Here is a 26,026-nt window from a genome sequence, read left to right as displayed (position 1 = left end):
TAGGGGCGGTCGGACCCCGCGTCCGGTCCCCGCTCCCAGGCGGCTCTCGCGTACGATGTCAGGCGACTGCGAGCACGACGCGCACCACCGGGTGCCCGCGCTCGCGTACCCGGACTCACCGACACGAAGAGGTTTCACAGTGGCACTACAGGGCGTTGGCGTCGGACGCGGAGTGGCCGTCGGCCCGATCCTCCGGATGCCGGATCCCCTCCCCGAGCCGAGCGCCGACAAGCGCACGGCCGAGGCGGACGTCGAGTTCGCCGCGGTGACCCGGTCGCTCGGACTCGTGGCGGACGACCTCGCCGCCCGAGGCGAGAAGGCGGGCGGCGAGGCGAAGGACGTCCTCGACGCCCAGGCCCTCATGGCGCAGGACCCGACCCTCACCGACGACGTCGAGCAGCGGATCGCCGACGGCGCGACGGGCGAGCGGGCCGTCTTCGAGGCGTTCGCGGCCTTCCAGGACATGCTCGTGGGAATGGGCGGCTACATGGCCGAGCGGGCCGCCGACCTCGGCGACGTCTCCCAGCGCGTCATCGCCTCCCTGCGCGGCGTGCCGGCCCCCGGCGTCCCCGAGAGCGACACCCCGTTCGTCCTGGTCGCACCCGACCTGGCCCCCGCCGACACCGCGCTGCTCGACCTCGACAAGGTGTTGGCGCTGATCACCCGCGACGGGGGGCCGACCTCGCACACCGCGATCCTCGCCCGGTCGAAGTCGATCCCCGCCATCGTCGGCGTGACCGGCGCTCTCGACCTCGCCGACGGCACCGTCGTCGTGGCCGACGCCGCGACCGGCGTCGTGACCGTCGACCCCGGCGCCGACGAGGTCGCGGCCGCCGAGAAGCGCATCGCGGACCGCCTCGTCGCCGCCGCCGCGCCCCTCACCGACGGCGCCCTCGCCGACGGCCACGCCGTGCCCCTGCTCGCCAACCTCGGGTCGCCCGACGAGGCGGCGGGTGCCGTCGCGCTCGGAGCCGAGGGCGTCGGCCTGTTCCGAACCGAGTTCCTCTTCCTCGGCTCGTCGACCGCCCCGACCGTCGAGAGTCAGACCGCCAGCTACACCGCACTGCTCGAGGCGTTCCCGGGTAAGAAGGTCGTCGTCCGGGCGCTCGACGCCGGCGCCGACAAGCCCCTGAGCTTCCTCAACGACGCCCACGAGGAGAACCCGGCCCTCGGCCTCCGCGGACTCCGCGCGCTGCGCGTCAAGGAGCAGATCCTGCGCGACCAGCTCACGGCGCTCGCCGCGGCGCAGGCCGCCACGACGGCCGATCTCTGGGTCATGGCCCCGATGGTCAGCGACGCGGAGGAGACCGAGTACTTCGTGGCCCTCGGCCGGGAGCTCGGCCTGAAGACCGTCGGCGTGATGGCCGAGGTGCCGTCGCTCGCCGTGCTGGCCGACCAGGTGTTCCGCAGTGCCGACTTCGTCAGCATCGGGACGAACGACCTCACGCAGTACACCCTCGCCGCCGACCGCATGCTCGGGTCGGTCGCGTCCTATCAGGACCCGTGGCACCCCGCTGTGCTGCGGCTGGTGCGCGCCCTGGGCGAGGCCGGCGCGACCGCCGGCAAGCCGGTGGGCATCTGCGGCGAGGCCGCGGCCGATCCGCTGCTGGCCGTCGTGCTCGTCGGACTCGGCGCGACCACGCTGTCGATGACCCCCGCGGCGCTCGCCGACGTCCGTCTCGAGCTGTCGAAGTACACGCTCGAGCAGGCACGCGCGCTGGCGGCCGCCGCGGTCGACGCCAGCACCGCCTCCGGAGCCCGCGAAGCGGCCGAGGCCGTCGCCGTCTAGCCCACGGGCGGCCCGGTCAGCCGACCGGCAGCCACGACGGGCGGTACTTCTCCGCCCGCGGGAACCGTTCGAGGTCGGCGAGGTAGTCGGAGTCCGACGGCACCTCGCCGGCCCCACCGGGCTCGAACGGCGAGGCGGCGTCGTCGTAGACACGGCGATCGAGGTTGAACCTCGCCGTGAACGAGCCGTCGCGCGTCAGGGTCAGTGCGAGCGAGAACCAGGCGCCCTTGTCGGGGTCGGCCATCGTCTCGCGGAGGAGCGAGCCGGTCGGCGCCACGTCGGGCACGGAGAGGCCCTGTCGGGCGCTGCCCGTCGCGTCGAGGGCATCGACCCAGACGCGCGAGATCGAGCCGACCTCGATCAGGAACAGCGTCGCCTCCGCCCAGTCGTGATCGACGAGCGACTCCGCGAACGTCGCGGCGATCTCGTTCTGCAGCTGCTGCTGGCGGGTGACGTCCATGCGTCTCGGCCTCTCGGTCGGGGTGGGGGTCTGCGCCGCCGCGGGGGATGTGCCGACCCGTGAGGAGCTCTCACCAGCTTAGGCGGACCGTCCCGGTCGGTGCGCCGCCCGTCACGGCGCCCTCGTCGCTCCCCGCGGTTCCTGGTCGATCGTCGTGGATCCGGTCGACTCGGACGTCCGCGGAGCAGACTGGTGGTGTGGGAACCCCAATACGACACCCGTTGGTCGATGCGGTCACTCCGCGCGTCGTCCGCATCGACGGTCGTGCCGGGGTCGTCCGCCTCAGCCGGCCGATGTCCGACCTCCTGAGACGGAAGCGCCACCGACGACGCGTCGTCCTGGTCACGGGAGAACGCTCTCGTCTGACCGTCGGGTTCCGCTCCGCCCTGGTCGAGGCGGGTGGCGCCTGGGTCGTCCGGGACGACGAGGGCGGCTATCGCGACGGGTTGAGCGGCCTGCCCTACGAGGACGTCGACGCGGCCGGAGCGCCGGTCGAGGAGGACGGCTCCGTCGCCGCCGCGCCGCCCGTCATCCGCCCCGCCGTCGACACGACCCCGCAGTTGACCGTCGACCTGACCGTCCTGCACCGCGCCTCCCACGACACCAGCCTCGGAGGTGCGCTCGAGGTCCTGACGTCGGCCATCTCAGGCGGGTCGCCGGTCTCCTGGGGCACCACCGAACCGCTCCTGCACGGCTGGGACCGCTGGGTGATGACGCAGCACGCGCGGCACTCCGCCCCCGACACCGTGCGCTTCATCGCCGAGGGGCCGCACGTGTCGGCGACGATCACCGCCCGGGTGACCGAGCACGGCATCGAGGAGACCACCGCTCTGACCGCCGACGTCACCCACCCGGTCGACGGTCGGGACCTCGACGCGGCCATCGGCCGGCTCACCGACGCCCTCACCGAGATCGCCGAGACGACCCTGCCCACGTTCGCGCTCGTCGTCGCGCGCGAGGGCGAGATCGATCGCTGTGCGCGGGCCGTCACCTACCCGCCCCCGAACCCCGTCGCCCTCCTGATCGGTGCGCCGTCGGTCAAGCGCCTCGGCCTCGACCTGTCGGTGCTGCCCACCCGCGACACCGTCAGGGTCGTGGGTCGCCCTCGACTGCCGGCCTACGTCGTCCCTCTCGGCGATGCCACGACGTCGGGCTGGGACGCCCTCCACGAGACGCTCGAGGCCGTCGGCCCGGATCGGCTCGCGACCCTCGTGTCGACGCCTCTCCTCCAGGCGTGGGAGGAGGACCTCCACGAGTTCGACCTGCTGCACGAGAGCCGGATGCCCGGCGTCATCGGCATCGCGGGGTCGTCGGCGAGCGACGCCGACCCGGACGACGACGGAGCCGAGGAGGCACGCGACGGTGCCCCGTGACGTCACGATCCTGAGTCCCCAGATCCCCGACGGGCTCGACCTCGCCACGGCCGCCCGCGCCGTCGACGAGTCGTTCGGCGTACGCGAGATCGACGGCGGTACGGCGTCGCAGGTCTTCGCCCGCGGCGGCCGGGCGCTTCTGACCGTCTACGGCGCCCAGGAGCTGGCGACCGCCGGAGAGATCGAACGGCTGCTGCCCCACCCTCCCGAGGTGAGCCTCCCCGTGTTCTGGATCGACGCGTCGGCCCCGCTCGGCGACGACGGCGAGATCGGCGTCTCGGTCGCCCTGCGACTGGCCCTGGCGCTCGACGCCGTCTGCATCGTCGAAGACGACTGACCTGCGCCGGATCCACGCCACGACCGACGACGGCGCCGGGCGTGAGCCCGGCGCCGTCGTGAGGATCGTCTCTCAGGCGTGGCCGCGCAGCACCGCCTGCTTGACCTCGGCGATGGCCTGGGTCACCTGGATGCCGCGGGGGCAGGCCTCGGTGCAGTTGAAGGTCGTGCGGCAGCGCCAGACGCCCTCTTTGTCGTTGAGGATGTCGAGGCGGACCTGGGATCCCTCGTCGCGCGAGTCGAAGATGAAGCGGTGCGCGTTGACGATGGCGGCGGGGCCGAAGTACTGGCCGTCCGTCCAGAAGACGGGGCAGCTCGAGGTGCAGGCCGCGCAGAGGATGCACTTGGTCGTGTCGTCGAAGCGGGCACGCTCGGTCGCGCTCTGCAGGCGCTCCTTCTCGGGCTTGCTCGACGCCATCAGGAACGGCTGGATCTCCCGGTAGGACTTGAAGAAGGGCTCCATGTCGACGACGAGGTCCTTCTCGAGAGGGAGCCCCTTGATGGCCTCGACGTAGATCGGCTGCGTCAGATCGAGGTCCTTGATGAGCGTCTTGCAGGCGAGGCGGTTGCGGCCGTTGATGCGCATGGCGTCGGAGCCGCAGATGCCGTGGGCGCACGAGCGACGGAACGTGAGCGAGCCGTCCTGCTCCCACTTGATCTGGTGCAGCGCGTCGAGGACGCGGTCGGTGGGGAGGACCTCGACGTCGAAGTCCTGCCAGCGCGGTTCGCTGTCGACCTCCGGGTCGAATCGACGGATGATCAGCGTGGCCGTGAAGGTGGGGACGGCGTCGGCGCCCGCGGGGGAGTTCTCGAGGACTGCGGTGCTCATGTCAGTACTTCCGTTCCATCGGCTGGTAGTTCGTGATCACGACGGGCTTGGTGTCGAGGCGGATGTGGTCGCCGGCCAGCGACGAGTGCGCGTCGCCGGTGAGGTAGGCCATCGTGTGCACCAGCCAGTTCTCGTCGTCGCGTGTCGGGTAGTCCTCGCGGAAGTGCCCGCCGCGGCTCTCCTGCCGCGACCGGGCGGAGTAGACGACGACCTCGGCGAGGTCGAGCAGGAATCCGAGCTCGATGGCCTCGAGGAGGTCGGTGTTGAACCGCTTGCCCTTGTCCTGCACGCTGATGTTCTTGAACCGCTCGCGCAGGTCGGCGATGACGTGGGTCACCTCGTCGAGGGTCTCCTCGGTGCGGAAGACCTGGGCGTTGCGGTCCATGCTGTCCTGCAGCTCCTTGCGCAGCGTGGCGATGCGCTCGGTGCCCGTGGCGAATCGGACGTCGTCGACGAGCCCGCGCACGAATGCGGCGGGGTCGTCGGGCAGCGGGACCCAGGGGGCGTCCTTGACGAACTCCACGGCGTTGTTGCCGGCGCGCTTGCCGAAGACGTTGATGTCCAGCAGCGAGTTCGTGCCGAGGCGGTTCGACCCGTGCACGCTGACGCAGGCGCACTCGCCGGCGGCGTACAGACCCGGCACGACGGTCGTGTTGTCGCGGAGCACCTCGGCCTTGACGTTGGTCGGGATGCCGCCCATGGCGTAGTGCGCGGTCGGCAGCACGGGGACGGGCTCCGTGTACGGCTCGACGCCGAGGTAGGTGCGGGCGAACTCGGTGATGTCCGGGAGCTTCGCGTCGATCACGGCCGGGTCGAGGTGCGTGATGTCGAGGTAGACGTAGTCCTTGTGGGGACCCGCGCCCCGCCCCTCGCGGATCTCCGTCGCCATGCAGCGGGCGACGATGTCGCGCGGAGCCAGGTCCTTGATCGTGGGGGCGTAGCGCTCCATGAAGCGCTCGCCCTCGCTGTTGCGCAGGATGGCGCCCTCGCCGCGGGCGGCCTCGCTGAGGAGGATGCCGAGGCCCGCGAGACCGGTCGGGTGGAACTGGAAGAACTCCATGTCCTCGAGGGGGAGGCCCTTGCGCCAGATGATGCCGACGCCGTCGCCGGTGAGGGTGTGGGCGTTCGAGGTCGTCTTGTAGATCTTGCCGAAGCCGCCGGTGGCGAAGATGACGGCCTTGCCCTGGAACACGTGCAGGTCGCCCGTCGAGAGCTCGTAGGCGATGACGCCGGCCGGGCGCTCCTCGCCGTCGATCTCGCCCATGATCAGGTCGAGCACGTAGAACTCGTTGAAGAAGTTGATCCCGTGCTTGACGCAGTTCTGGTAGAGCGTCTGGAGGATCATGTGGCCGGTGCGGTCGGCGGCGTAGCAGGCCCGGCGGACGGGGTTCTTGCCGTGCTCGGCCGTGTGCCCGCCGAAGCGGCGCTGGTCGATCTTGCCCTCGGGGGTGCGGTTGAACGGCAGGCCCATGTTCTCGAGGTCCAGCACGGCGTCGATGGCCTCTTTGGCGAGGATCTCCGCGGCGTCCTGGTCGACGAGGTAGTCGCCGCCCTTGACGGTGTCGAAGGTGTGCCACTCCCAGTTGTCGTCCTCGACGTTGGCGAGGGCCGCGGCCATGCCGCCCTGCGCGGCGCCGGTGTGCGACCGGGTCGGGTAGAGCTTCGAGATGACCGCCGTGCTGGCGTTCGGCCCGGCTTCGATGGCCGCCCGCATGCCTGCGCCGCCGGCGCCGACGATCACGATGTCGTGCTGGTGGTAGTGGATGCCGTCGACGATGGTGCTCTCGGGAGCGGGAGAAGGTGTGGTCACGGTGCTTTCCGTCGGTGGGTGGTGCGGGCGTGTGGGCGAGGAGGCGCGGGTCGGTCTACGAGCAGATCGAGGGCAGCAGGTCGGCGGGGGCGCCGGCCGGGCACGGGTCGAACGTGTAGATGACGAGGGTGCCGAGGGTGAGGAGCACGACGGCCGAGACCAGGAGGGCTCCGAGCAGCACCCGACGCACGAGGGGCTTCGAGACGTAGTCGTTCACGATGGTCCGCATGCCGTTCGAACCGTGGATCAGAGCCAGCCAGAGCAGGAGGGTGTCGTAGACCTGCCAGAACGGCGAGGCCCACTTGCCGGCCACGAAGGCGAAGTCGATCGCCTTGATGCCGCCCTCGGCGGCGAGCAGGTTGATGAAGAGGTGCCCGAAGACGAGGACGACGAGCACGACCCCGCTGGCGCGCATGTAGATCCAGCCCCACTTCTCGAGGTTGCTGCTGCGCGAGGCGGGGCGAGCCGAACGGGGGGCCTCGATGGTGTCGGTGGTCATCGTTCTACTCCGAGAAGACGTTCATGAGGTGGCGGGGAGCGAAGCCGGCGAACAGCACGACGGCCAGGCCGATGACGATCCAGAACATGACCCGCTGGTACTTGGTGCCGGGGCCCCAGAAGTCGATGAGGATGATCCGCAGGCCGTTGAGGGCGTGGAAGAGGATGGCCGCGACCAGGGCGGTCTCGCCCAGCCCCATGACCGGGTTCTTGTACGTGCCGATGACGGCGTTGTAGGCCTCGGGGCTGATCCGCACGAGGGCCGTGTCGAGGATGTGCACCAGGAGGAAGAAGTAGATGCTCACGCCGGTGATGCGGTGCAGCACCCACGACCACATGCCCTCCCGGCCGCGGTAGAGCGTGCCCGCCAGGCGGTTCTTCGCGCGCGGGGCGCCGATCTCGGGTGCTCCCCGTCGACCCGCCGGTGGTGGCAGGGTTCCTGTCGACTGCTCGGCCATGACCGGCCCTCCTCGCGGACGTGGGCGGTGAGGCTGTCGTCGGGAGAGGACAGCCGTGTCCGCCGTATTCGTTCTCAGAACGTCTGCAGTCTACGGTCGGCCCCGCTCGCGGCGCCGCCAAGGCCCGCCTAACTAGTTCGATGTCGAGACACTGCGACCGGGTGCGGCGGGGCGCCGGCGGAGGGCCACGGGCGTCGGCGCCACGGCGGCTCGACGGGCCGTGTCGTAGTGCTCGATCAGCTCGTCGCCGAGGCGCTGCCAGGTCCGTCCGACGACGGCTCGCCGACCGGCCTCGCCGAAGCGGGCGCGCAGCTCGGGCGAGCCGACGAGTCGTCGGACGGCCAGACGGAGCGAGTGGTCGTGCCGAGGATCGACCAGGTAGCCGTCCACGCCGTGCCGGACGAGGTCGAGCGGTCCGCCCGCGGCGGGCGCCACCACGGGAACGCCGCTGGCGTGCGCCTCCTGGATCGTCTGGCCGAAGGTCTCCGTCGTGCCCGTGTGGACGAACACGTCGAGCACCGCGTAGGCCGTCGCCAGGTCGTCGCCGTGCAGGGGGCCGGTGAAGACGGGGTCGAGGTGACGCAGTCGCCGTCGGAGGGCCGGGAGGCTCGGTCCACCGCCCACGACGACCAGCCGCAGCCCGTCGACGGCGCGGAGCGCCGCGAGACGGTCGACCTCCTTCTCGGCGGCGAGCCGGCCGACGTAGCCGACGACGACCTCGTCCGGCCGGGCCAGCGTGGCCCGGAAGGCGGCCGTGGCGGGGGAGTGCCGTCGGTTCGGGTGGTACCGCACGGCGTCGACGCCGCGACCCCAGGTCGCCAGGCGGGTCACCCCGGCCGCTTCCAGATCGCGACGGGACGCCGACGAGGGGACGAGCGTGAGCGTGGCCTGGTCGTGGATCCGACGGACGAGGCGCCAGGCCAGGGAGGCGCCGGTCGCCCCGAGACCGGCGGCCGCGGCGTAGCGGGCGACGTCGGTCTGGAACACCGCGACGCTCGGGACGCCGAGGCGCGTCGCGGCCGAGATCGCCTGGGCGCCGAGGAGGAACGGGGAGGCCACGTGCACCACGTCCGGCCCGAAGGCGGCGATCGCGCTCGCGACCTGGGGGTTGGGCAGCCCGACCGGGAACTGCCGGTAGGCCACGGACGGCACCCGGTGGACGGGGAACCCGGCGTAGGACTCGTGCCCGCGTCCGGCCGGTGCGACGATCAGCGCCTCGTGGCCGCGGGCCGCCAGGTGGTCTAGGACCCGGAGGACGCTGGTCGTCACCCCGTTCACGGTGGGCAGGAAGCTCTCGGTCACGACGACGACTCTCACCGGTGTCTCCTCAGGCTCGTGGTGAGCCCAGGCTGCGCCGGTGACGTGTCGGCGGCGGTGCCCTGCCGTGGCCGCCGGGTGGCGGGTGCGTGAACGCCCGGGTGAGCCGCCGGGTGGCTCCTCGCCCGCGAGGTCGCGTCGTCGCCCGGCCGGTCGGCCCCTGATCGCTAGGGTGGGGTCCATGACGACCCAGGACAGCCTCGACCGGTTCTACAGCATCATCCCGGCCGGTGGCATCGGCTCCCGGCTGTGGCCGCTGAGCCGGGCCGACGCCCCCAAGTTCCTGCACGACCTGACCGGCAGCGGCTCGACGCTGCTCCGGGGCACCTGGGACCGCCTGGCGCCGCTGAACGGCGAGCAGCGGATCATGGTCGTGACCGGGCGAGCGCACCGGGCGGCCGTCGAGAAGCAGCTCCCGGCGCTCCTCGATCACAACGTCGTGCTCGAGAGCGAGCCGAAGGACAGCACGGCGGCCATCGGCCTGGCCGCGGCGATCCTCCGCCGCCGCGAGCCCGACGTGATCATCGGGTCGTTCGCAGCCGACCACGTCATCGCCGACACCCGCGGGTTCGGGCGCGCCGTGCGCGAGGCCATCGTGGTCGCCGACGCCGGGTACATCACCACGATCGGCATCACGCCGACGGAGCCCGCGATCGGATTCGGCTACATCCACGTCGGCGGCGCGCTCCCGGTCGAGGGCGCCCCCTCGGCCCGCATGGTGGAGTCCTTCGTCGAGAAGCCCGACCTCGAGACGGCCGAGCAGTACGTGGCGGGAGGCGACTACCTCTGGAACGGGGGCATGTTCATCTCGCGCGCCGACCGCCTCCTCGAGCAGCTGGGCGAGACCAGCCCCGCGCTGCTCGCCGGCATCGAGGAGCTGGCCGAGGCCTGGGACACCCCGCGGCGCGGCGCCGTCGTCGACGCCGTGTGGCCGTCGCTCGAGAAGATCGCCATCGACTACACCGTCGCCGAGCCCGCCGCGGCGTCCGGGCGGCTCGCCGTGATCCCGGGAGACTTCGACTGGGACGACGTGGGGGACTTCGCCTCGATCGCCAAGCTGCACTCGGGCGGTCGCAAGAGCGACCTCGCCATCCTCGGCGAGAACGCGCGGGTGCTCGCCGACGCGTCGAGCGGCATCGTCGTCGCCGGCAGCGACCGGCTGATCTCGCTGATCGGCGTCAACGACATCATCGTCGTCGACACCCCCGACGCCCTGCTGGTGACCACGACGGCGAACGCGCAGCGCGTGAAGTCGGTCGTCGACGCCCTCAAGCTGAGCGGCCGCAGCGACGTCCTCTGACCCCCGGAGCGGGCGCGACGTTTCGCGCCCGTTACGCGGTGGTCCCGCTTGTGTAACAGGACGGCATCACTACACCTCCGCGGTCATCGGCGTCCGTCGCACTGGGTAACCTGACAGCCATACGTGCCCGGCTGCTCTGCCGGGCTGCATCTTGGAGGACAACTTGACTACAACTGCGCGCAAGGCCGTGCTCAGCGGTATCGCCCTGTTCGGCACCGCCGCGATCCTGGCCGGCTGTGCCTCGGCTCCCGAGGCCGACGGCGGCTCGACCGACGCCGCCACGAGCGACTTCATCCCCTGCATGGTCTCCGACGCGGGCGGGTTCGACGACAAGTCGTTCAACCAGCTCGGCTTCGAGGGCCTGAACGAGGCCGCGGACGCCATCGGCGCGACGCCCAAGGACGTCGAGTCGGCCGACGAGACCGTCTACGACGCCAACCTGTCGAACCTGGCCGCCGAGGGCTGCAACCTGATCGTCACGGTCGGCTTCGCGCTCTCCGAGGCGACCGGCACCGCCGCCGCGGCGAACCCCGACATCGACTACGCGACGATCGACGACGCGGCCAACGACGCCGAGAACATCCGCCCCATCACGTTCAACACCTCCGAGGCGGCGTTCCTCGCCGGCTACGCGGCGGCCAGCTTCACGAAGACCGGAACCGTCGGCACCTTCGGCGGCATGCAGTTCCCGACCGTCACGATCTTCATGGACGGCTTCGCCGACGGCGTCGAGTACTACAACGAGCAGAAGGGCACCGACGTCAAGACGGTCGGCTGGGACGTCGAGAGCCAGACGGGCACCTTCACGGGCGGCTTCGAGGCCGGCACCGTCGCCAAGCAGAGCGCGCAGACGCTGATCGAGCAGGGCGCCGACGTGATCCTGCCCGTCGGCGGACCGATCTACCAGAGCGCCGCCGAGGCGATCCGCGACTCGGGCGACGAGATCGTGCTGATCGGCGCCGACAGCGACACCTACGAGACCGACAGCGCCAACAGCGACCTGTTCCTCACCTCGGTGCTCAAGGGCATCAAGCAGGCGACGAACGACGTCGTGACGCAGGCCGCCGACGGCGACTTCACGAACGAGCCCTACGTCGGCACGCTCGAGAACGACGGCGTCGGCATCGCGCCGTTCCACGACTACGAGGACCAGGTCGACTCCGGTCTGCAGGACGAGCTCGACACGATCAAGGCCGGCATCATCGACGGTTCGATCACCGTCGAGTCGCCGTCGGCGCTGACCGAGTAACGACGCACCTCCCGTCATCGATTAGCATCGACTGACCCAGGGCCGGGAGCGACGGCCACCCCGTCGCTCCCGGCCCTCGCAACGCCTGCGGGCGCACGCCGACCCGACGTGCTCCCCGCGCCCGACTCGACACCCGACCCGAGGTAGACACCTGAGATGAAGCTCGAACTGCGGGGCATCACGAAGCGCTTCGGCGCTCTCACCGCCAACGACCACATCAGCCTGACCGTGGAGCCGGGTGAGATCCACTGCCTGCTCGGAGAGAACGGCGCCGGCAAGTCGACGCTGATGAACGTCCTCTACGGTCTCTACCAAGCCGACGAGGGCGACATCCTGCTCGACGACGTCGTCCAGGACTTCGCCGGTCCCGGCGACGCGATGGCGGCCGGCATCGGCATGGTGCACCAGCACTTCATGCTCGTGCCCGTGTTCACGGTCGCCGAGAACGTCATGCTCGGTCACGAGCAGACCAAGGCCGGCGGGCTCCTCGACCTCAACGCCGCCCGTGCGAAGGTGCGCGAGATCAGCAGGCGCTTCGGCTTCGACGTCGACCCCGACGCCCTCGTCGAGGAGCTGCCCGTCGGCGTGCAGCAGCGGGTCGAGATCATCAAGGCCCTCTCCCGCGACGCCAAGGTGCTCGTCTTCGACGAGCCCACCGCCGTGCTCACCCCGCAGGAGACCGACGAGCTCATGGTGATCATGCGGCAGCTGCGCGACGCGGGCACCGCCATCGTCTTCATCACCCACAAGCTCCGCGAGGTGCGCGAGGTCGCCACCCGCATCACGGTCATCCGTCTCGGCCGCGTCGTCGGCGAGGCCGAGCCGAGCGCGTCGAACGGCGAGCTGGCGGCCCTCATGGTCGGCCGCGCCGTCGAGCTCACCGTGCAGAAGGCCCCGGCCCGGGCCGGTGAGGCCGCTCTGGTCGTCGAGCACCTCCGGGTGGTCGATCCGATCGGCCAGGTCGTGGTCGACGACGTCTCGTTCGAGGTCCGCCGCGGCGAGATCCTCGCGATCGCCGGCGTGCAGGGCAACGGCCAGACCGAGCTGACCGAGGCGATCCTCGGGCTGCAGCCGCGGGTCGAGGGGCGCGTCTCGCTCGACGGCCGCGACATCACCGGCCGCAGCGTCCGCCAGGTGCTCGACGCGGGCGTCGGCTTCGTGCCCGAGGACCGGAACCAGGACGGCCTCGTCGGCGAGTTCACCGTCGCCGAGAACCTCATGCTCGACCGGTCGCAGTCCGGTCCGTTCGTCCGACGCGGCTCGCTCAAGCTGGCCCAGCTCGCGGCCTTCGCCGTCGAGAAGGTGCGGGAGTTCGACATCCGGACGCAGGGCATCACCACGCCGGCCGGTCGTCTCTCGGGCGGCAACCAGCAGAAGGTCGTGCTCGCGCGCGAGCTGAGCCGCGACCTCCGGCTCTTCGTGGCGGCGCAGCCGACCCGGGGCATCGACGTCGGCTCGATCGAGTTCGTGCACAAGCGCATCGTCGAGACCCGCGATCAGGGCGTGCCCGTCATCGTCGTCTCGACCGAGCTCGACGAGGTCGCCGCCCTGGCCGACCGCATCGCGGTGATGTACCGCGGAACGATCGTCGGCATCGTGCCGGCGGACACGCCCCGCGAGGTGCTGGGGCTCATGATGGCCGGCGAGATGCCGCACGGAACGGAGCAGGCAGCGTGAGCGACGCCACCACCACGACGTCGGGCGCGACCCCGCCGACCGTCCCCACCCCGCCGACCCCCTCGGGAGGCGACGGCGGCGACTCGCGCGGCTCGCGCCTCCTCCGGGAGATCACGACCGGCAACGCCGCGATCTCCGTGCTCGCCGTCGTGCTCGCGCTGGTGGTCTCGGGCCTCCTGATCGGGTTCACCGACCAGGACGTCCAGAGCACGATGGGGTACTTCTTCTCGCGCCCGACCGACTTCCTGCAGGCGTTCGGCGCCTCGGTGGGCGGGGCCTACGTGTCGCTCTTCCAGGGCGCCGTCTACAACTTCCGGGTCGACGGCTTCGCCGCGGGCATCCGGCCGCTGACCGAGACCCTCAACTACGCGGTGCCGCTGATCGCGGCGGGTCTGGGCGTCGCGGTGGCCTTCCGCGTCGGCCTGTTCAACATCGGCGCCCGCGGGCAGATGCTGATGGCGTCGGCCGCCGCGGGCTGGGTCGGGTTCTCGTTCCACCTGCCGCTCGCCCTGCACCTGCCCCTCGCCCTCGCGGCGGGGATCGCGGCCGGCGCCCTCTGGGGCGGCATCGTGGGTCTGCTCAAGGCCCGCACCGGTGCGCATGAGGTGATCCTCACGATCATGCTCAACTACATCGCCTTCTACCTGCTGGCCTTCATGCTGCGCACGCAGGGCCTCCTCCAGGCGCCGGGCAGCAACAACCCGAAGTCGCCGGCCACGCTCGAGACGGCCATCCTGCCCGACCTGTTCGGCCCGAGCTACGGCCTGAACTGGGGCTTCATCCTGGTGATCGCGATCACGGCGGCGGTCTGGTGGCTGATCAACCGCTCGACGCTCGGCTTCCGCTTCCGGGCGGTGGGCGAGAACCCGCACGCGGCCCGCACGGCGGGGATGAACGTCAAGAACATCTACCTCTACGCGATGCTCATCTCCGGGGCCCTGGCCGGCGTGGCCGGCTCGACCCAGGTGCTCGGCACGCTGACGTCGGGCTTCACCTCGGGCATCGACGCCGGCATCGGCTTCGACGCGATCACCGTGGCGCTGCTCGGCCGGTCCCGCCCCTGGGGCGTGTTCGCCGCCGGCGTGCTGTTCGGCGCGCTCAAGGCCGGCGGGTACTCGATGCAGGCCGCCAACGGCGTGCCGATCGACATCGTGCTCGTCGTGCAGTCCCTCATCGTGCTGTTCGTAGCGGCCCCGCCGCTCGTGCGCAGCATCTTCCGTCTGCCGGCTCCGGGCGCCCGCCCGGTGCGCAAGGCCTCGACCAAGGAGGCGGTGGTCACCAAGTGAGCACCCTCAGCCCCGACACCGCGGTCCCCGCCGCCGCGTCGCCCGATCTCGCCCGTGCGGTCACCCGCAGCTACAAGGCGCCCCTCGCGTTCGGCGTCTTCACGGTCGTCGCCTTCGTCCTCTTCGTCGGCTTCGGCCGCGAGGGGTCGAGCACGTTCCGTCTCGCCACCGCGACGGACTTCTTCGCCCTGCCCGACGCCGTGCTGCCCTCCTCGGGCACCGGTCTGGTGCTGTCGATCGTCCTCGCGCTGATCACCGGGGCGTCGGTCGCCCTCGTCGTCCGGGCGCAGAAGGTCCCGATCTGGCTCGTCGCCGTCTTCGGCGTGGTGTTCCTGGTGGCGTTCCTCACCTGGACGAGCGCCGGCGCCACGATCCCCGTGCCCGGGCTGCTGCTGGGCGCGCTGGCGCTCAGCACCCCGCTGATCTTCGGCGCCCTCGGCGGCGTGATCTCCGAGCGCGTCGGCGTCGTCAACGTCGCGATCGAGGGGCAGCTGCTGGCCGGCGCCTTCGTCTCGGCGCTCGTCGCCTCCGCCACGGGCTCGGCCTACGTCGGCCTGATCGGCGCGATGATCGCCGGCGTGCTGGTCTCGATGGTGCTGGCCGTGTTCAGCATCCGCTACATCGTCGACCAGGTGATCGTCGGCGTCGTGCTCAACGTCCTCGTGACCGGTCTGACGAGCTTCCTGTACTCGCAGGTGCTGGCCCGATCCGACTCGCTCAGCCGCGGCGTGCGGTTCCCGCAGCTGGACATCCCGGTCCTGAGCCAGATCCCGATCATCGGGCCGGTGTTCTTCCGTCAGACGATCATCGTCTACCTGATGTACGTGGCCATCGCCCTGGTCTTCTACGGCCTGTTCCGCACGCGCTGGGGTCTGCGCCTCCGGTCGGTCGGCGAGCACCCGCAGGCCGCCGACACGGTCGGCATCAAGGTCAACGCGACCCGCTTCTGGAACGTCTCGCTCGCCGGCGCCATCGCCGGGCTCGGCGGGGCGTACTTCACCCTCGGCTCGCTGGGCAACTTCCAGAAGGAGATGACGGCGGGCGCCGGGTTCATCGCGCTGGCCGCGGTCATCTTCGGACGGTGGGACCCGATCCGCGCCACTCTGGCCGCCCTGCTGTTCGGCTTCGCCAGCAACCTGCAGAACGTGCTCGGCGCCATCGGGTCGCCGGTGCCGAGCGAGTTCATGCTCATGCTGCCGTACATCGTCACGATCTTCGCCGTCGCGGGGCTCGTCGGCCAGTCCCGGGGTCCCGCCGCGTCGGGCAAGCCCTACATCAAATCGTGAGCGTCGTCGAGACGACCGACTGGGAGGCCCTCCGCGAGGCCGCCCGGACGGCGATGACCAAGGCCTACGTGCCGTACTCGAGGTTCCCCGTGGGGGCGGCCGCGATCACCACCGACGGGCGTCTGGTGTCGGGCTGCAACATCGAGAACGCGTCGTACGGCATCACGCTCTGCGCCGAGTGCTCCCTCGTCACCGACCTGGTGATGGGCGGAGGAGGCCGCCTGGTCGCCTTCGCCTGCGTCGACGGCAACGGCGACGTGCTGATGCCCTGCGGGCGCTGCCGGCAGCTGCTGTACGAGCACTCCGACGCGTCGATGGTGCTCGACACGGTCTCCGGCTTCAAGACGATCGACGAGGTCATTCCCGACGCCTTCGGCCCGCGCCAGCTCGAGGAGTTCAGGGCCTCGCAGGCGTAGGGGCCGCGGTCGACCCGGCCCGCGCCTCCTCGGTGCATCTGGCACCATGGCGGAGGCGGCGGTACCGACCCCGCGCGCCGCGAAGGAGAACCATGGCCACCACCGTCGAACCGTTCGACACCGTCGACCTGATCCGCGTGAAGCGGGGATCGGGCGAGTTGAGCACCGCCCAGATCGACTGGCTGATCGACGCCTACACGCGGGGCTACGTGGCCGACGAGCAGATGTCCGCCCTGACGATGGCGATCTTCCTCAACGGCATGGACCGGCGCGAGATCCGCGACATGACGATGGCCATGATCCGCAGCGGCGAGACGATGGACTTCACCGGCCTCGGCAAGACGACCGTCGACAAGCACTCGACCGGGGGAGTGGGCGACAAGATCACGCTGCCCCTGGCCCCGCTCGTCGCGTCGTTCGGCGTCGCCGTGCCGCAGCTCTCGGGCCGGGGACTCGGCCACACCGGCGGCACCCTCGACAAGCTCGAGTCGATCCCGGGCTGGCAGGCGTCGATCTCGAACGACCGGATGCGCGAGATCATGGCCGACAGCGGCGCGGTGGTCTGCGCGGCCGGATCGGGTCTCGCGCCCGCCGACGGCAAGCTCTACGCCCTGCGCGACATCACCGGCACGGTCGAGGCGATCCCCCTGATCGCGTCGTCGATCATGAGCAAGAAGATCGCCGAGGGCACCGCGGCCCTCGTGCTCGACGTGAAGTTCGGCTCGGGCGCGTTCATCCAGGACATCGACCAGTCGCGGCTGCTCGCGCGGACCATGGTCGACCTGGGCACCGACGCCGGCGTCGCCACCACCGCGCTGCTGACCGACATGAACGTCCCGCTCGGGCTGACCATCGGCAACGCGCTCGAGGTCCGCGAGTCGGTCGAGACGCTCGCCGGAGGCGGGCCGGCCGACATCCGCGAGCTGACCGTGGCGCTCGCGCGCGAGATGCTCGCCTCGGCGGGACTGCCCGACGCCGACGTCGAGGCGGCCCTCGACGACGGTCGCGCCATGGACGCCTGGAAGCGCATGATCCGCGCGCAGGGCGGCGACCCCGACGCCGCGCTGCCGACCGCCCGCGAGACCCACGTCGTGACCGCGGAGCGCTCCGGCTTCGTGACCGAGCAGCACGCCCTCCCCTTCGGCATCGCCGCCTGGCGCCTCGGCGCGGGTCGTGCCCGCAAGCAGGACCCCGTCCAGGCCGCGGCGGGCATCGAGCTGCACGCCAAGCCGGGCGACTCCGTGGTGGAGGGGCAGCCGCTCTTCACGCTGCACACCGACGAGCCCGACCGCTTCGCCCGCGCCCTCGAGGCCGTCGACGGCGGATGGGCCATCGGCGACGAGGCGCCGGCGGCGCGCCGGATCGTCGCCGAGCGCATCTCGTAGCCGGTCGCGGTCGGCCTCCGGGACGGGCGTCGGAGGCGCGGGGCGCGCCTCCAACGCTCGTCCCGGAACCTTGTGGCCCGCGTCCAGATCCGGTCGGGTGCGCGCGGGTAGATTGAGGGCATGAGCGCACCGGACAAGGACTACCGCATGCCCAACGGAGGGCCGAGCATCGCCTCGCTCCCGAAGGTGTCGTTGCACGACCACCTCGACGGGGGTCTCCGACCCGAGACCGTGGTGGAGCTCGCCGACGAGGCCGGCGTCACGCTGCCCGTCACCGGCGGGTCAGCGGATCTCGACCGCTGGTTCGTCGAGTCGGCGACGGCCGGCAGCCTGACCGACTACATCGCGACGTTCGACGTCACGGTTGCCGTGATGCAGACCGAGTCCGCCCTCCAGCGCGTGGCCCGCGAGTTCGTGCTCGACCTCGCGGCCGACGGCGTCGTGCACGCCGAGGTGCGCTGGGCGCCCGAGCAGCACCTGCGCGGCGGGCTCTCGCTCGACCAGGCGGTCGAGGCGGTCCAGGCCGGCATCGACGAGGCCGTGAGCGCTCTCGCGGACGACGACCACGAGCTCTCGGTCGGTCAGATCCTGTCCGCCATGCGGCACGCCGACCGCTCGCTCGAGATCGCGACGCTGGCCGTCCGCCACCGCGAGGCGGGGGTGCTCGGCTTCGACATCGCCGGTGCCGAGGAGGGGCACCCGGCCGGCGACCACCGCGCCGCCTTCGACCTCCTGGCCCGCGAGTTCCTCCCCGTCACCGTGCACGCCGGCGAGGCCGACGGGCTCGACAGCATCCGCGGGGCGCTGCTCGACGGCCGGGCGCTCCGGCTCGGTCACGGCGTCCGCATCGCCGAGGACATCCGTGTGATTCAGAGCCGCGGCGGTCAGACCACGGTCGAGCTCGGGCCGATCGCGTCGTGGGTCCGCGACCGCGAGATCGCCCTCGAGCTCGCGCCCCAGTCGAACCTGCAGACCGGCGCCATCGCCGCGTGGGGCGCCGACCTCGACGACCACCCCTTCGACCTGCTCTACCAGCTCGGCTACCGGGTGACGGTGAACACCGACAACCGCCTGATGAGCGCGACCAGCCTCAGTCGCGAGCTCGCCCTGCTCACGCAGGCGTTCGACTACGACCTCTCCGACGTGCTGGCGTTCCAGCTCAACGCGGCGGCGGCGTCGTTCCTGCCGCTCGAGGACCGCGACGACCTGGCCGACCGCATCACCCTCGGCTTCGAGGCGGTCTGACATGGCGCTGCCTCCGCTGCCCGACAGCGCCATCGTCATCTCGACCGAGGTCGACGACTGGCGCGCCGCCGTCCGGGTCGCCGGCGAGGCACTGGTCGCGTCGGGTGCCGCGCTCGACGGCTACGGCGACGAGATGGTGCGGATGATCGAGGAGCACGGCCCGTACGTGGTCATCGCCCCGGGTCTCGTGCTCGCCCACGCCCGACCCGGCGACAGCGTGGTCCGCGACGGGCTGGCCGTGGTCACCCTGGCCGAACCCGTCCCCTTCGGACACCCGCACAACGATCCCGTGTCGGTCGTGCTGGGCCTCGCCCTGCCGACGGTCGGCGCGCACCTCGAGTCCGTGGCCGACCTGGCGAACGTCTTCAACGACGCCGCCGTGATCCCGGCGCTGGCGGCCGCGACGACCGCCGACGAGGTCCGCGGCCTGATGGGCGTCACCGCATGACCCCCCTCGACGGAACGCGAGCCCTCTCATGAAGATCGTCACCATCTGCGGCGCCGGCATCGGCAGCAGCGGCATCCTCAAGGTCAACGCCGAGCGGGTGCTGGCCCGGCTCGACATCGAGGCCGACGTGGTCGCGGCCGACATCGCGTCCATCGCGGCCGTGGCCGACGACGCCCAGGTCATCCTGACGTCGGCCGAGTTCGTCGACGCGATCGGTCGGACCTTCGCGGACGTGATCGTGATCCAGAACCACTTCGACCAGCAGGAGCTGGCCGACAAGCTGCAGAAGTCGCTGGGCTGAGCCCGACGGGGCGGTGTCGACCGGCCGCCCGCGAGACGAGAGGAGCCCCGGAGGCGCGATGCGCGCCTCCGGGGCTCCTTCCGTCGTCGAGGCGGTCGCCTCGGCCGCCGTGGCCGACGTCAGGCGAGCAGCCCGCGCATGCCCGACTCGAGGTCGGCGACGGCCGCCTCGGCCGACGCACGGCGTGCCCGTGCGTCGCCCTCGGTGCTCGAGGCGTCGATGTAGACCTTGAGCTTGGGCTCGGTGCCGCTCGGACGGACGATGACCCGCGACCCGTCGGTCAGCCAGTAGCGGAGGATGTCGCCGGCCGGGAACGCGCCGAAACCGTCGCGGAAGTCGTCGACGCGGTCGACGCGGCGCGACCCGATGGCGGCGGGCGGCTGGCGGCGCAGTCGTGCCGTCAGGGCCGAGATCGTCGCGAGGTCGTCGACGCGGATCGAGACCTGCGACGACGCGTAGGCTCCGAACCGCTCGTCGAAGGCGACGAGGTGCTCGGCGAGGCTCGAGCCCGCGGTGTGCAGCTCCGTCGCCAGGGCCAGCAGGTCGACGGCGGCCGAGATGCCGTCCTTGTCGCGGACGACGTCGGGGTCGACGAGGTAGCCGAGGGCCTCCTCGTAGCCGTAGAGCAAGCCGCCGACGCGCGACACCCATTTGAACCCGGTGAGGGTGTCGACGTAGTCGAGTCCGTGGACCCGGGCGATCTCCCGCAGCGCGGGGGACGAGACGATGCTCGCCGCGAGGGTGCCGTCGACGTCGGCCTCGCGGGCGCGCTCGGCCGCGCGCCAGCCGAGCAGCGAGCCGACCTCGTTGCCGCTGAGTCGGCGCCAGCCGCCGTCGACCGGGATCGCCACGGCGAGGCGGTCGGCGTCGGGGTCGTTGGCGATGATCAGGTCGGCCTCGACGCGGTCCGCCGTGGCGAACGAGAGGTCCATCGCCCCGGGCTCCTCCGGGTTCGGGAACGCCACGGTCGGGAAGGCCGCGTCGGGGGCGCTCTGCTCGCTGACGGGGATCGGCTCGGCGAAGCCGGCCGTCGCGAAGACGCGTCGGGCGACCTCCCACCCGACTCCGTGCAGGGCCGTGTAGACGACGCGCGGCTGCCGACCGGTGGCGGCCGTCCCGGCCACGGCGGCGGTGCGGCGGACGTACTCCATGACGAGGTCGTCACCGGCCTCGCGGTAGTCGTCGGAGCGGGCGATGCCCGTGACGGGGGCCGCGGCGGCGCGTTCGATCTCCGCCGCGATCTCGCCGTCGACGGGGGAGACGATCTGCGAGCCGCGGTCGACGCCGCCGAGGTACACCTTGTAGCCGTTGTCCTGTGGCGGGTTGTGGCTCGCGGTCACCATCACGCCCGCGCTGACGTCGAGGTGGCGGACCGCGAACGCGAGCACGGGGGTCGGCAGGGCACGCGGCAGGATGGTCGCCGCGACGCCGGCGGCCGCCATGATCTCGGCGGTGTCGCGGGCGAACACGTCGGAGTTCGTCCGGCCGTCGTAGCCGATGACGATCGACGGCTCGGCCTCGCGCCCGAGGAGGAACGCGGCGAAGCCGGCGGCCGCCTGGGCGACGAGGACGCGGTTCATCCGGTTGGAGCCGGCCCCGAGAGCGCCCCGCAGCCCGGCCGTGCCGAACTGCAGGCGACCGGCGAACCGGTCGGCGAGGTCGGCGGCCGCGGCGTCGTCGCCGCTCTCGACGCGGGTGATCACGGCGTCGAGCTCGGCACGGGTCCGGTCGTCGGGGTCCTGGTCGCGCCAGGCCCGCGCGGTCGCCAGGAGGGCGTCCCGGCCGTCGACGGCGCCGTCCGACGTGGTGCCGTCGCTCACAGCGCCGCCACGATGCGGGCGAGCAGGGCGCTGATGCCCGCCTCGGCGTCCCGACCGGCCTCGAGCACCTCGGCGTGGCTCAGCGGGGTCTTCTGGATGCCGGCGGCGAGGTTCGTGATCAGCGACATGCCGAGGACCTCCATGCCGGCCTGACGGGCGGCGATGGCCTCGAGGGCGGTCGACATGCCGACGATGTGCCCGCCCATGGCCTTCGCCATCTGGACCTCGGCCGGGGTCTCGTAGTGCGGGCCGCGGAACTGCGTGTAGACGCCCTCGTCGAGGGTCGGGTCGATGCCGCGGGCGATCTCGCGGAGCCGGGCCGAGTACAGGTCGGTCAGGTCGATGAACGTGGCGCCCTCGAGGGGCGAGTCGGCGGTGAGGTTGATGTGATCGCTGATCAGCACGGGCGTGCCGGGTGTCCAGGTCTCGCGGATGCCGCCGGCGCCGTTGGTGAGGATCATCGTGTCGGCACCGGTCGCGGCGGCGGTGCGGACGCTGTGGACGACGCGGCGGACGCCGTGGCCCTCGTAGTAGTGCGTACGAGCGCCGATGACGAGGGCGTGCTTGCCGCTCGGCAGCGCGATGCTGCGGATCGAGCCGGTGTGGCCGACGACGGCCGAGGCGCTGAACCCGGTGATCTCGGTGGCGGGGACCTCGGCGACGGTCTCGCCGATCAGGTCGGCGGCCTTGGCCCAGCCGCTGCCCAGGGTCAGGGCGATGTCGTGCCGGGCGACGCCGGTCTTCTCGGCGATCTCGGCGGCGGCGGTGCGGGCGACCTCGAACGGGTCGGCGGCGCGGTCGTCGAGCGGGTGCGTGGGTGTCTCAGACATGCCGACCACTCTAGAGTCTGCTCGCCCGTCGAACCGCCGAGCCGCGCCTCCCGGGCCGCGAGAGGCGGCGGACGCGAGGCGCGGCCGCGGCGTCAGTCGATGCTGAGCAGGACGTGACCGGACGACACCGTCTGGCCGACGGTGGCGTCGATGGACGACACCACGCCGTCGCGGTGCGCGGCGACGGGCTGCTCCATCTTCATGGCCTCGAGGACGAGCAGCAGGTCGCCCTTGACGACCTGCTGGCCGTCGGCGACCGCCAGCTTGACGACGGTGGCCTGCATCGGGGACGTCACCGACGCGCCGGTGGCCGTGACCACGCCCGCGCGCGAGGCTCCGCGTCGCTTGGGGGCGGCGGCGGGAGGCGCGGTGCGGGCGCCCAGGCCGGCCGGCAGCGAGACCTCGACCCGCTTGCCACCCACCTCGACGACGACCGTGGTGCGCTCGTCGTCGGGTCGGGGGGCCTCGGCCTCGCCGCTCCACGCCGGGATGGTGTTGTCGAACTCGGTCTCGATCCAGCGGGTGTAGATCGAGAACGGCTCGCCGTCGGCGGGTGCGAACGCGGGGTCGTCGACGATCGCGCGGTGGAACGGCAGCACGGTCGGGAGCCCGGCGACCTCGAACTCGGCGAGGGCGCGGCGCGAGCGCTCGAGGGCGTCCTCTCGCGAGGATCCCGTGACGATCAGCTTGGCCAGCAGCGAGTCGAACGAGCCGCTGATCTCGTCGCCGGCCTGGACGCCGCTGTCGACGCGCACGCCGGGGCCGCCGGGGGCCTTGAAGACGTGGATCGGGCCGGGGGCGGGCATGAAGCCCCGACCGGCGTCCTCGCCGTTGATGCGGAACTCGAACGAGTGGCCTCGGGCCTCGGGGTCGGCGTAGTCGAGCACGCCGCCCTCGGCGAGACGGAACTGCTCGCGGACCAGGTCGATGCCGGTGACCTCCTCCGAGACGGGGTGCTCGACCTGCAGCCGGGTGTTGACCTCGAGGAACGACACCGTCCCGTCTCTCCCGATCAGGAACTCGCAGGTGCCGGCCCCGACGTAGCCGACCTCGCGCAGGATGGCCTTCGACGACTCGTAGAGCTCGGCGGTCTGCGCGTCGGTCAGGAACGGCGCGGGGGCCTCCTCGACGAGCTTCTGGTGGCGGCGCTGCAGCGAGCAGTCGCGGGTCGACACGACGACGACGTTGCCGTGCTCGTCGGCCAGGCACTGGGTCTCGACGTGGCGCGGCTGGTCGAGGTACTTCTCGACGAAGCACTCGCCGCGTCCGAAGGCGGCGACGGCCTCGCGGGTGGCCGACTCGAACAGCTCGGGGACCTCGTCGCGGGTGCGGGCGACCTTGAGGCCGCGACCGCCGCCGCCGAACGCCGCCTTGATCGCGACGGGCAGGCCGTGCTGGTCGACGAACTCGAGCACCTCGTCGGCGCCCGAGACGGGGTTGAGGGTGCCGGGGGCGAGCGGGGCCCCTACGCGTTCGGCGATGTGACGGGCCGAGACCTTGTCGCCGAGCTGCTCGATGGCCTCGGGCGACGGGCCGATCCAGATCAGTCCCGCGGCCTGCACGGCGCGGGCGAAGTCGGCGTTCTCGGCGAGGAACCCGTAGCCGGGGTGCACGGCGTCGGCGCCGGAACGGCGGGCCACCGAGAGGATCTTGTCGATGACGAGGTACGTGTCGGCGCTCGTCGTGCCGTCGAGGGCGTAGGCCTCGTCGGCCAGGCGGGCGTGCTGGGCGTCGCGGTCCTGGTCGGCGTAGACGGCGACGGAGCCGATGCCGGAGTCTCGCGCGGCCCGGATCACCCGGACGGCGATCTCTCCACGGTTGGCGATGAGGACCTTGCTGATACGCGGCATAGTTCCCCAGCCTATTGCGCCTCCCGCACCCTTCTTTGGCTGACGTGCACAAAAACGCCCGGGAGGCGCGTGACGAGACCTACAAGTCGGCCCCCCGGGGCGGGGTCCAGAGATCCGACCACGCGATCCCGAAGCCGCGCACCAGCGAGCGCAGCACCGGCACCGAGAGCCCCACCACGGCGCTGGGGGTGCCCTCGATGTGCGTGATGAAGGCCGAGGCGCGGCCGTCGATGGTGAAGGCGCCGGCGACCTCGAGCGGCTCGCCGGTCTCGACGTAGGCGGCGATCTCGCGCGGGTCGAGGTCGTCGGCGAAGGCGAGGGAGGCGCTCGCGACGCGACCCGCGCCTCCTGACGGGTTCTCGGGCGTGGCCCGCGGAGCCCCGCCGCGGTGGTCGATCAGCCAGTGCCCCGACCAGAGCGTCCCGTGGCCGACCTCGGCCATCCGCCGCCACCGGTCGAGGGCCACGGCCGGCTCGTGCGGCTTGCCGTGCACCTCGCCGTCGAACTCGAAGGCCGAGTCGCCGCCCAGCACGAGGCCGTCGAGGGGAGCGCCGCCGATGCGGACGTCGAGCACGGCCTCGGCCTTCGCCCGGGCCAGCAGCGACACCGTCTCGGCGGCGTCGAGGCGGCGCCCCGCCGCGCGTTCCGCCTCCGCCACGGCCGCGTCCTCGTCGACTCCGGGGCTGATCAGGATCGGCTCGACGCCCGCGGCGCGCAGCAGCGCCAGCCGGGCGGGAGAGGTGCTCGCCAGGTACAGGGGAACGGTCATGCCGACCAGCCTGTCAGACTCGACGCATGGGAGACATGCAGGGCCGAGAGGTCGAACTGGACGTGACGGGCATCGCACACGGGGGGATCTCGGTCGCCCGACTCGACGGCCGGGTGGTGTTCGTCTCGGACACCCTGCCCGGCGAACGCGTCGTGGCGCGCATCACCGAGGACCGCAAGAAGTCGTTCTGGCGCGCCGACACGGTCCGGGTCCTCGAGGCGAGCGAGCACCGCCGCCCGCACGTGTGGGGGGCCGCGGCGCTCGAGGTCGACCCGGTCGACCGGGCGGGCGGGGCGGAGTTCGGCCACATCGACCTCGCTCACCAGCGCGAGCTCAAGCGGCAGGTCATCCGCGATGCGCTCACCCGCACCGGCGGTCTCGACGCCGAGCGGTCGGACGTCGTCGTCGAGCCGCTGCCCGGCGACGACGAGCACGGCGGCACCGGCTGGCGGACCCGCGTCCGGCTCCACCTCGACGCCGAGGGCCGTCCCGGGCCCTACGCCGCGCGCTCGCACACCGTCGTCCACGTCGACGACCTCCCCCTCGCGACGCCCGAGCTCGTCGAGGCGGCGCCCCTGGGTGACGCGTTCCCCGGCGAGGCGCACGTCGACGTGCTGTCGCCGAGCACCGGCGGCGCCCGCCTGATCATCGGCGACCAGGCGCGCAGCACCATCACCGAGGTGGTCGGCGATCGCGAGTTCCAGCTCGACGACGGGGGCTTCTGGCAGGTCCACCGCGAGGCCGCCTCGACGCTCACGGCGTCCGTGCAGCGCATGATCCGGGCCGACCTCTTCGACCCGAAGGCCGCCAACCTCGACCTCTACGGCGGCGTCGGTCTGCTCGCGGCCGCGGTCGGCGACGCCTTCGGCGCCGGCACCCGCATCACGAGCGTCGAGAGCGACGAACGCGCGACCGAGCACGCCTCGGAGAACCTCGCCGACTGGCTGGGCGCCTCCGCCGTCACGGGCCGGGTCGAGCGGTGGATCCGCGAGACCGCCGCCCAGGCCGGCTCGCTCGAGCGGGCCCGCCATCGGGCCGCCACGGTCGTGCTCGACCCGCCGCGGTCGGGAGCCGGACGCGACGTGGTCGCCGAGATCGCCGAGCTGGCGCCGGCGCAGGTCGTCTACGTCGCGTGCGATCCCGTCGCACTGGCGCGGGACATCGCCCTGTTCCGCGACCGCGGGTACGAGGTCGACGCCCTGACCGCCCATGACCTGTTCCCGAACACGCACCACGTCGAGACCGTCGCCAGGCTGATCCGGCCGTAGCCCCGGGCTCTGTCCGGCCCTCGTTC

General features: G+C 72.0%; 24 protein-coding genes. 14 read left to right on the top strand and 10 right to left on the bottom strand.

The genetic code is table 11. The annotated features are described in order from the left end of the window. Positions 1-139: 139 nt before the first annotated feature. Complete coding sequence (ptsP, locus tag FFA01_RS07510) at positions 140-1,789, top strand: phosphoenolpyruvate--protein phosphotransferase (RefSeq protein WP_280178067.1); 1,650 nt, start codon at positions 140-142, stop codon at positions 1,787-1,789. Between the two features lie 16 nt (positions 1,790-1,805). Here ptsP and FFA01_RS07505 read toward each other — a convergent pair whose 3' ends face one another. Next, positions 1,806-2,249 (bottom strand): hypothetical protein, encoded by a 444-nt coding sequence (locus tag FFA01_RS07505; RefSeq protein ID WP_146854580.1) that lies wholly within the window; start codon positions 2,247-2,249, stop codon positions 1,806-1,808. 197 nt (positions 2,250-2,446) lie between these two features. Between FFA01_RS07505 and FFA01_RS07500 the strand changes: the two genes are divergently transcribed. Beyond that, a complete protein-coding gene (locus FFA01_RS07500) occupies positions 2,447-3,622 on the top strand; it encodes a DUF6177 family protein (protein WP_146854578.1) in 1,176 nt (391 codons plus the stop codon). Next, positions 3,612-3,959 (top strand): hypothetical protein, encoded by a 348-nt coding sequence (locus tag FFA01_RS07495; RefSeq protein WP_146854576.1) that lies wholly within the window; start codon positions 3,612-3,614, stop codon positions 3,957-3,959. Before FFA01_RS07500 ends, FFA01_RS07495 begins: the two co-directional genes overlap by 11 nt. Positions 3,960-4,031: 72 nt before the next feature. Here FFA01_RS07495 and FFA01_RS07490 read toward each other — a convergent pair whose 3' ends face one another. The 5 genes from FFA01_RS07490 to FFA01_RS07470 form a co-directional block, all read right to left on the bottom strand. Next, on the bottom strand, positions 4,032-4,787 hold the full coding sequence (locus FFA01_RS07490; RefSeq protein ID WP_146854574.1) for a succinate dehydrogenase iron-sulfur subunit: 756 nt from the start codon (positions 4,785-4,787) through the stop codon (positions 4,032-4,034). A 1-nt stretch (position 4,788) separates the two neighbouring features. Continuing rightward, positions 4,789-6,597 carry a succinate dehydrogenase flavoprotein subunit gene (gene sdhA / locus FFA01_RS07485; protein WP_146854572.1) on the bottom strand — a complete coding sequence of 603 codons (1,809 nt, stop codon included), beginning with the start codon at positions 6,595-6,597 and terminating at the stop codon, positions 4,789-4,791. Positions 6,598-6,652: 55 nt separating this feature from the next. Next, positions 6,653-7,096 (bottom strand): succinate dehydrogenase, hydrophobic membrane anchor protein, encoded by a 444-nt coding sequence (sdhD, locus tag FFA01_RS07480; protein ID WP_146854570.1) that lies wholly within the window; start codon positions 7,094-7,096, stop codon positions 6,653-6,655. 4 nt (positions 7,097-7,100) lie between these two features. Beyond that, positions 7,101-7,553, bottom strand: a complete 453-nt coding sequence (gene sdhC, locus FFA01_RS07475; RefSeq protein WP_146854568.1) for a succinate dehydrogenase, cytochrome b556 subunit — start codon at positions 7,551-7,553, stop codon at positions 7,101-7,103. A 132-nt stretch (positions 7,554-7,685) separates the two neighbouring features. Further along, positions 7,686-8,870 (bottom strand): glycosyltransferase family 4 protein, encoded by a 1,185-nt coding sequence (locus FFA01_RS07470; protein WP_146854566.1) that lies wholly within the window; start codon positions 8,868-8,870, stop codon positions 7,686-7,688. 181 nt (positions 8,871-9,051) lie between these two features. Here FFA01_RS07470 and FFA01_RS07465 point away from each other — a divergent pair, with 181 nt between their 5' ends. From FFA01_RS07465 to FFA01_RS07420, 10 genes are all read left to right on the top strand, one after another. Further along, positions 9,052-10,170 carry a mannose-1-phosphate guanylyltransferase gene (locus FFA01_RS07465; protein ID WP_146854564.1) on the top strand — a complete coding sequence of 373 codons (1,119 nt, stop codon included), beginning with the start codon at positions 9,052-9,054 and terminating at the stop codon, positions 10,168-10,170. A gap of 163 nt (positions 10,171-10,333) precedes the next feature. Next, complete coding sequence (locus FFA01_RS07460; RefSeq protein ID WP_146854562.1) at positions 10,334-11,419, top strand: BMP family lipoprotein; 1,086 nt, start codon at positions 10,334-10,336, stop codon at positions 11,417-11,419. Positions 11,420-11,575: 156 nt separating this feature from the next. Then, positions 11,576-13,096, top strand: coding sequence for an ABC transporter ATP-binding protein (locus FFA01_RS07455; protein WP_146854560.1), 1,521 nt, complete (start codon positions 11,576-11,578; stop codon positions 13,094-13,096). Next, entirely contained in the window at positions 13,093-14,382 is a 1,290-nt protein-coding gene (locus FFA01_RS07450) for an ABC transporter permease (RefSeq protein WP_146854558.1), read from the top strand. Before FFA01_RS07455 ends, FFA01_RS07450 begins: the two co-directional genes overlap by 4 nt. After that, positions 14,379-15,668 (top strand): ABC transporter permease, encoded by a 1,290-nt coding sequence (locus FFA01_RS07445; protein ID WP_146854556.1) that lies wholly within the window; start codon positions 14,379-14,381, stop codon positions 15,666-15,668. Before FFA01_RS07450 ends, FFA01_RS07445 begins: the two co-directional genes overlap by 4 nt. After that, positions 15,665-16,084: a cytidine deaminase gene (locus tag FFA01_RS07440; protein ID WP_280178066.1), complete on the top strand. Its 420-nt coding sequence runs from the start codon at positions 15,665-15,667 to the stop codon at positions 16,082-16,084. Before FFA01_RS07445 ends, FFA01_RS07440 begins: the two co-directional genes overlap by 4 nt. A 92-nt stretch (positions 16,085-16,176) precedes the next feature. Then, positions 16,177-17,469, top strand: coding sequence for a thymidine phosphorylase (locus tag FFA01_RS07435; protein ID WP_146854554.1), 1,293 nt, complete (start codon positions 16,177-16,179; stop codon positions 17,467-17,469). A gap of 120 nt (positions 17,470-17,589) precedes the next feature. Continuing rightward, positions 17,590-18,714 carry an adenosine deaminase gene (locus FFA01_RS07430; protein WP_146854552.1) on the top strand — a complete coding sequence of 375 codons (1,125 nt, stop codon included), beginning with the start codon at positions 17,590-17,592 and terminating at the stop codon, positions 18,712-18,714. A 1-nt stretch (position 18,715) separates the two neighbouring features. Continuing rightward, the gene (locus FFA01_RS07425) at positions 18,716-19,162 is read left to right on the top strand and encodes a PTS sugar transporter subunit IIA (RefSeq protein ID WP_146854550.1); all 447 of its coding nucleotides are present in this window, start codon (positions 18,716-18,718) and stop codon (positions 19,160-19,162) included. Between the two features lie 28 nt (positions 19,163-19,190). Continuing rightward, positions 19,191-19,463 carry a PTS sugar transporter subunit IIB gene (locus tag FFA01_RS07420; protein WP_146854548.1) on the top strand — a complete coding sequence of 91 codons (273 nt, stop codon included), beginning with the start codon at positions 19,191-19,193 and terminating at the stop codon, positions 19,461-19,463. A gap of 119 nt (positions 19,464-19,582) precedes the next feature. Here FFA01_RS07420 and FFA01_RS07415 read toward each other — a convergent pair whose 3' ends face one another. From FFA01_RS07415 to FFA01_RS07400, 4 genes are all read right to left on the bottom strand, one after another. Then, positions 19,583-21,283 carry a phospho-sugar mutase gene (locus FFA01_RS07415; protein WP_146854546.1) on the bottom strand — a complete coding sequence of 567 codons (1,701 nt, stop codon included), beginning with the start codon at positions 21,281-21,283 and terminating at the stop codon, positions 19,583-19,585. After that, complete coding sequence (locus FFA01_RS07410) at positions 21,280-22,113, bottom strand: purine-nucleoside phosphorylase (protein WP_146854544.1); 834 nt, start codon at positions 22,111-22,113, stop codon at positions 21,280-21,282. The genes FFA01_RS07415 and FFA01_RS07410 overlap by 4 nt, the downstream gene beginning before the upstream one ends. 92 nt (positions 22,114-22,205) lie before the next feature. Beyond that, positions 22,206-23,963 (bottom strand): acetyl/propionyl/methylcrotonyl-CoA carboxylase subunit alpha, encoded by a 1,758-nt coding sequence (locus tag FFA01_RS07405; RefSeq protein WP_146854542.1) that lies wholly within the window; start codon positions 23,961-23,963, stop codon positions 22,206-22,208. A gap of 79 nt (positions 23,964-24,042) precedes the next feature. Further along, complete coding sequence (locus FFA01_RS07400; protein WP_146854540.1) at positions 24,043-24,732, bottom strand: Maf family protein; 690 nt, start codon at positions 24,730-24,732, stop codon at positions 24,043-24,045. A gap of 26 nt (positions 24,733-24,758) precedes the next feature. Here FFA01_RS07400 and FFA01_RS07395 point away from each other — a divergent pair, with 26 nt between their 5' ends. Further along, positions 24,759-26,000: a class I SAM-dependent RNA methyltransferase gene (locus tag FFA01_RS07395; RefSeq protein ID WP_146854538.1), complete on the top strand. Its 1,242-nt coding sequence runs from the start codon at positions 24,759-24,761 to the stop codon at positions 25,998-26,000. Positions 26,001-26,026 lie beyond the last annotated feature (26 nt).

Origin of the sequence: Frigoribacterium faeni, from assembly GCF_007988805.1 — a bacterium.
Lineage (GTDB): Bacteria > Actinomycetota > Actinomycetes > Actinomycetales > Microbacteriaceae > Frigoribacterium > Frigoribacterium faeni.
Note: the sequence above shows the minus strand (reverse complement) of the source record. Positions and strands in the feature narration are given on the sequence as shown.

Bases quoted from the DNA above. Each gene is read 5' to 3' on its own strand.
- FFA01_RS07400 (WP_146854540.1), bottom strand. From the start codon at position 24,732: ATGACCGTTCCCCTGTACCTGGCGAGCACCTCTCCCGCCCGGCTGGCG.
- sdhC (WP_146854568.1), bottom strand. From the start codon at position 7,553: ATGGCCGAGCAGTCGACAGGAACCCTGCCACCACCGGCGGGTCGACGG.
- FFA01_RS07410 (WP_146854544.1), bottom strand. From the start codon at position 22,113: ATGTCTGAGACACCCACGCACCCGCTCGACGACCGCGCCGCCGACCCG.
- FFA01_RS07405 (WP_146854542.1), bottom strand. From the start codon at position 23,963: ATGCCGCGTATCAGCAAGGTCCTCATCGCCAACCGTGGAGAGATCGCC.
- FFA01_RS07490 (WP_146854574.1), bottom strand. From the start codon at position 4,787: ATGAGCACCGCAGTCCTCGAGAACTCCCCCGCGGGCGCCGACGCCGTC.
- FFA01_RS07465 (WP_146854564.1), top strand. From the start codon at position 9,052: ATGACGACCCAGGACAGCCTCGACCGGTTCTACAGCATCATCCCGGCC.
- FFA01_RS07505 (WP_146854580.1), bottom strand. From the start codon at position 2,249: ATGGACGTCACCCGCCAGCAGCAGCTGCAGAACGAGATCGCCGCGACG.
- FFA01_RS07435 (WP_146854554.1), top strand. From the start codon at position 16,177: ATGGCCACCACCGTCGAACCGTTCGACACCGTCGACCTGATCCGCGTG.
- FFA01_RS07430 (WP_146854552.1), top strand. From the start codon at position 17,590: ATGAGCGCACCGGACAAGGACTACCGCATGCCCAACGGAGGGCCGAGC.
- sdhD (WP_146854570.1), bottom strand. From the start codon at position 7,096: ATGACCACCGACACCATCGAGGCCCCCCGTTCGGCTCGCCCCGCCTCG.
- FFA01_RS07420 (WP_146854548.1), top strand. From the start codon at position 19,191: ATGAAGATCGTCACCATCTGCGGCGCCGGCATCGGCAGCAGCGGCATC.
- FFA01_RS07395 (WP_146854538.1), top strand. From the start codon at position 24,759: ATGGGAGACATGCAGGGCCGAGAGGTCGAACTGGACGTGACGGGCATC.
- FFA01_RS07455 (WP_146854560.1), top strand. From the start codon at position 11,576: ATGAAGCTCGAACTGCGGGGCATCACGAAGCGCTTCGGCGCTCTCACC.
- FFA01_RS07425 (WP_146854550.1), top strand. From the start codon at position 18,716: ATGGCGCTGCCTCCGCTGCCCGACAGCGCCATCGTCATCTCGACCGAG.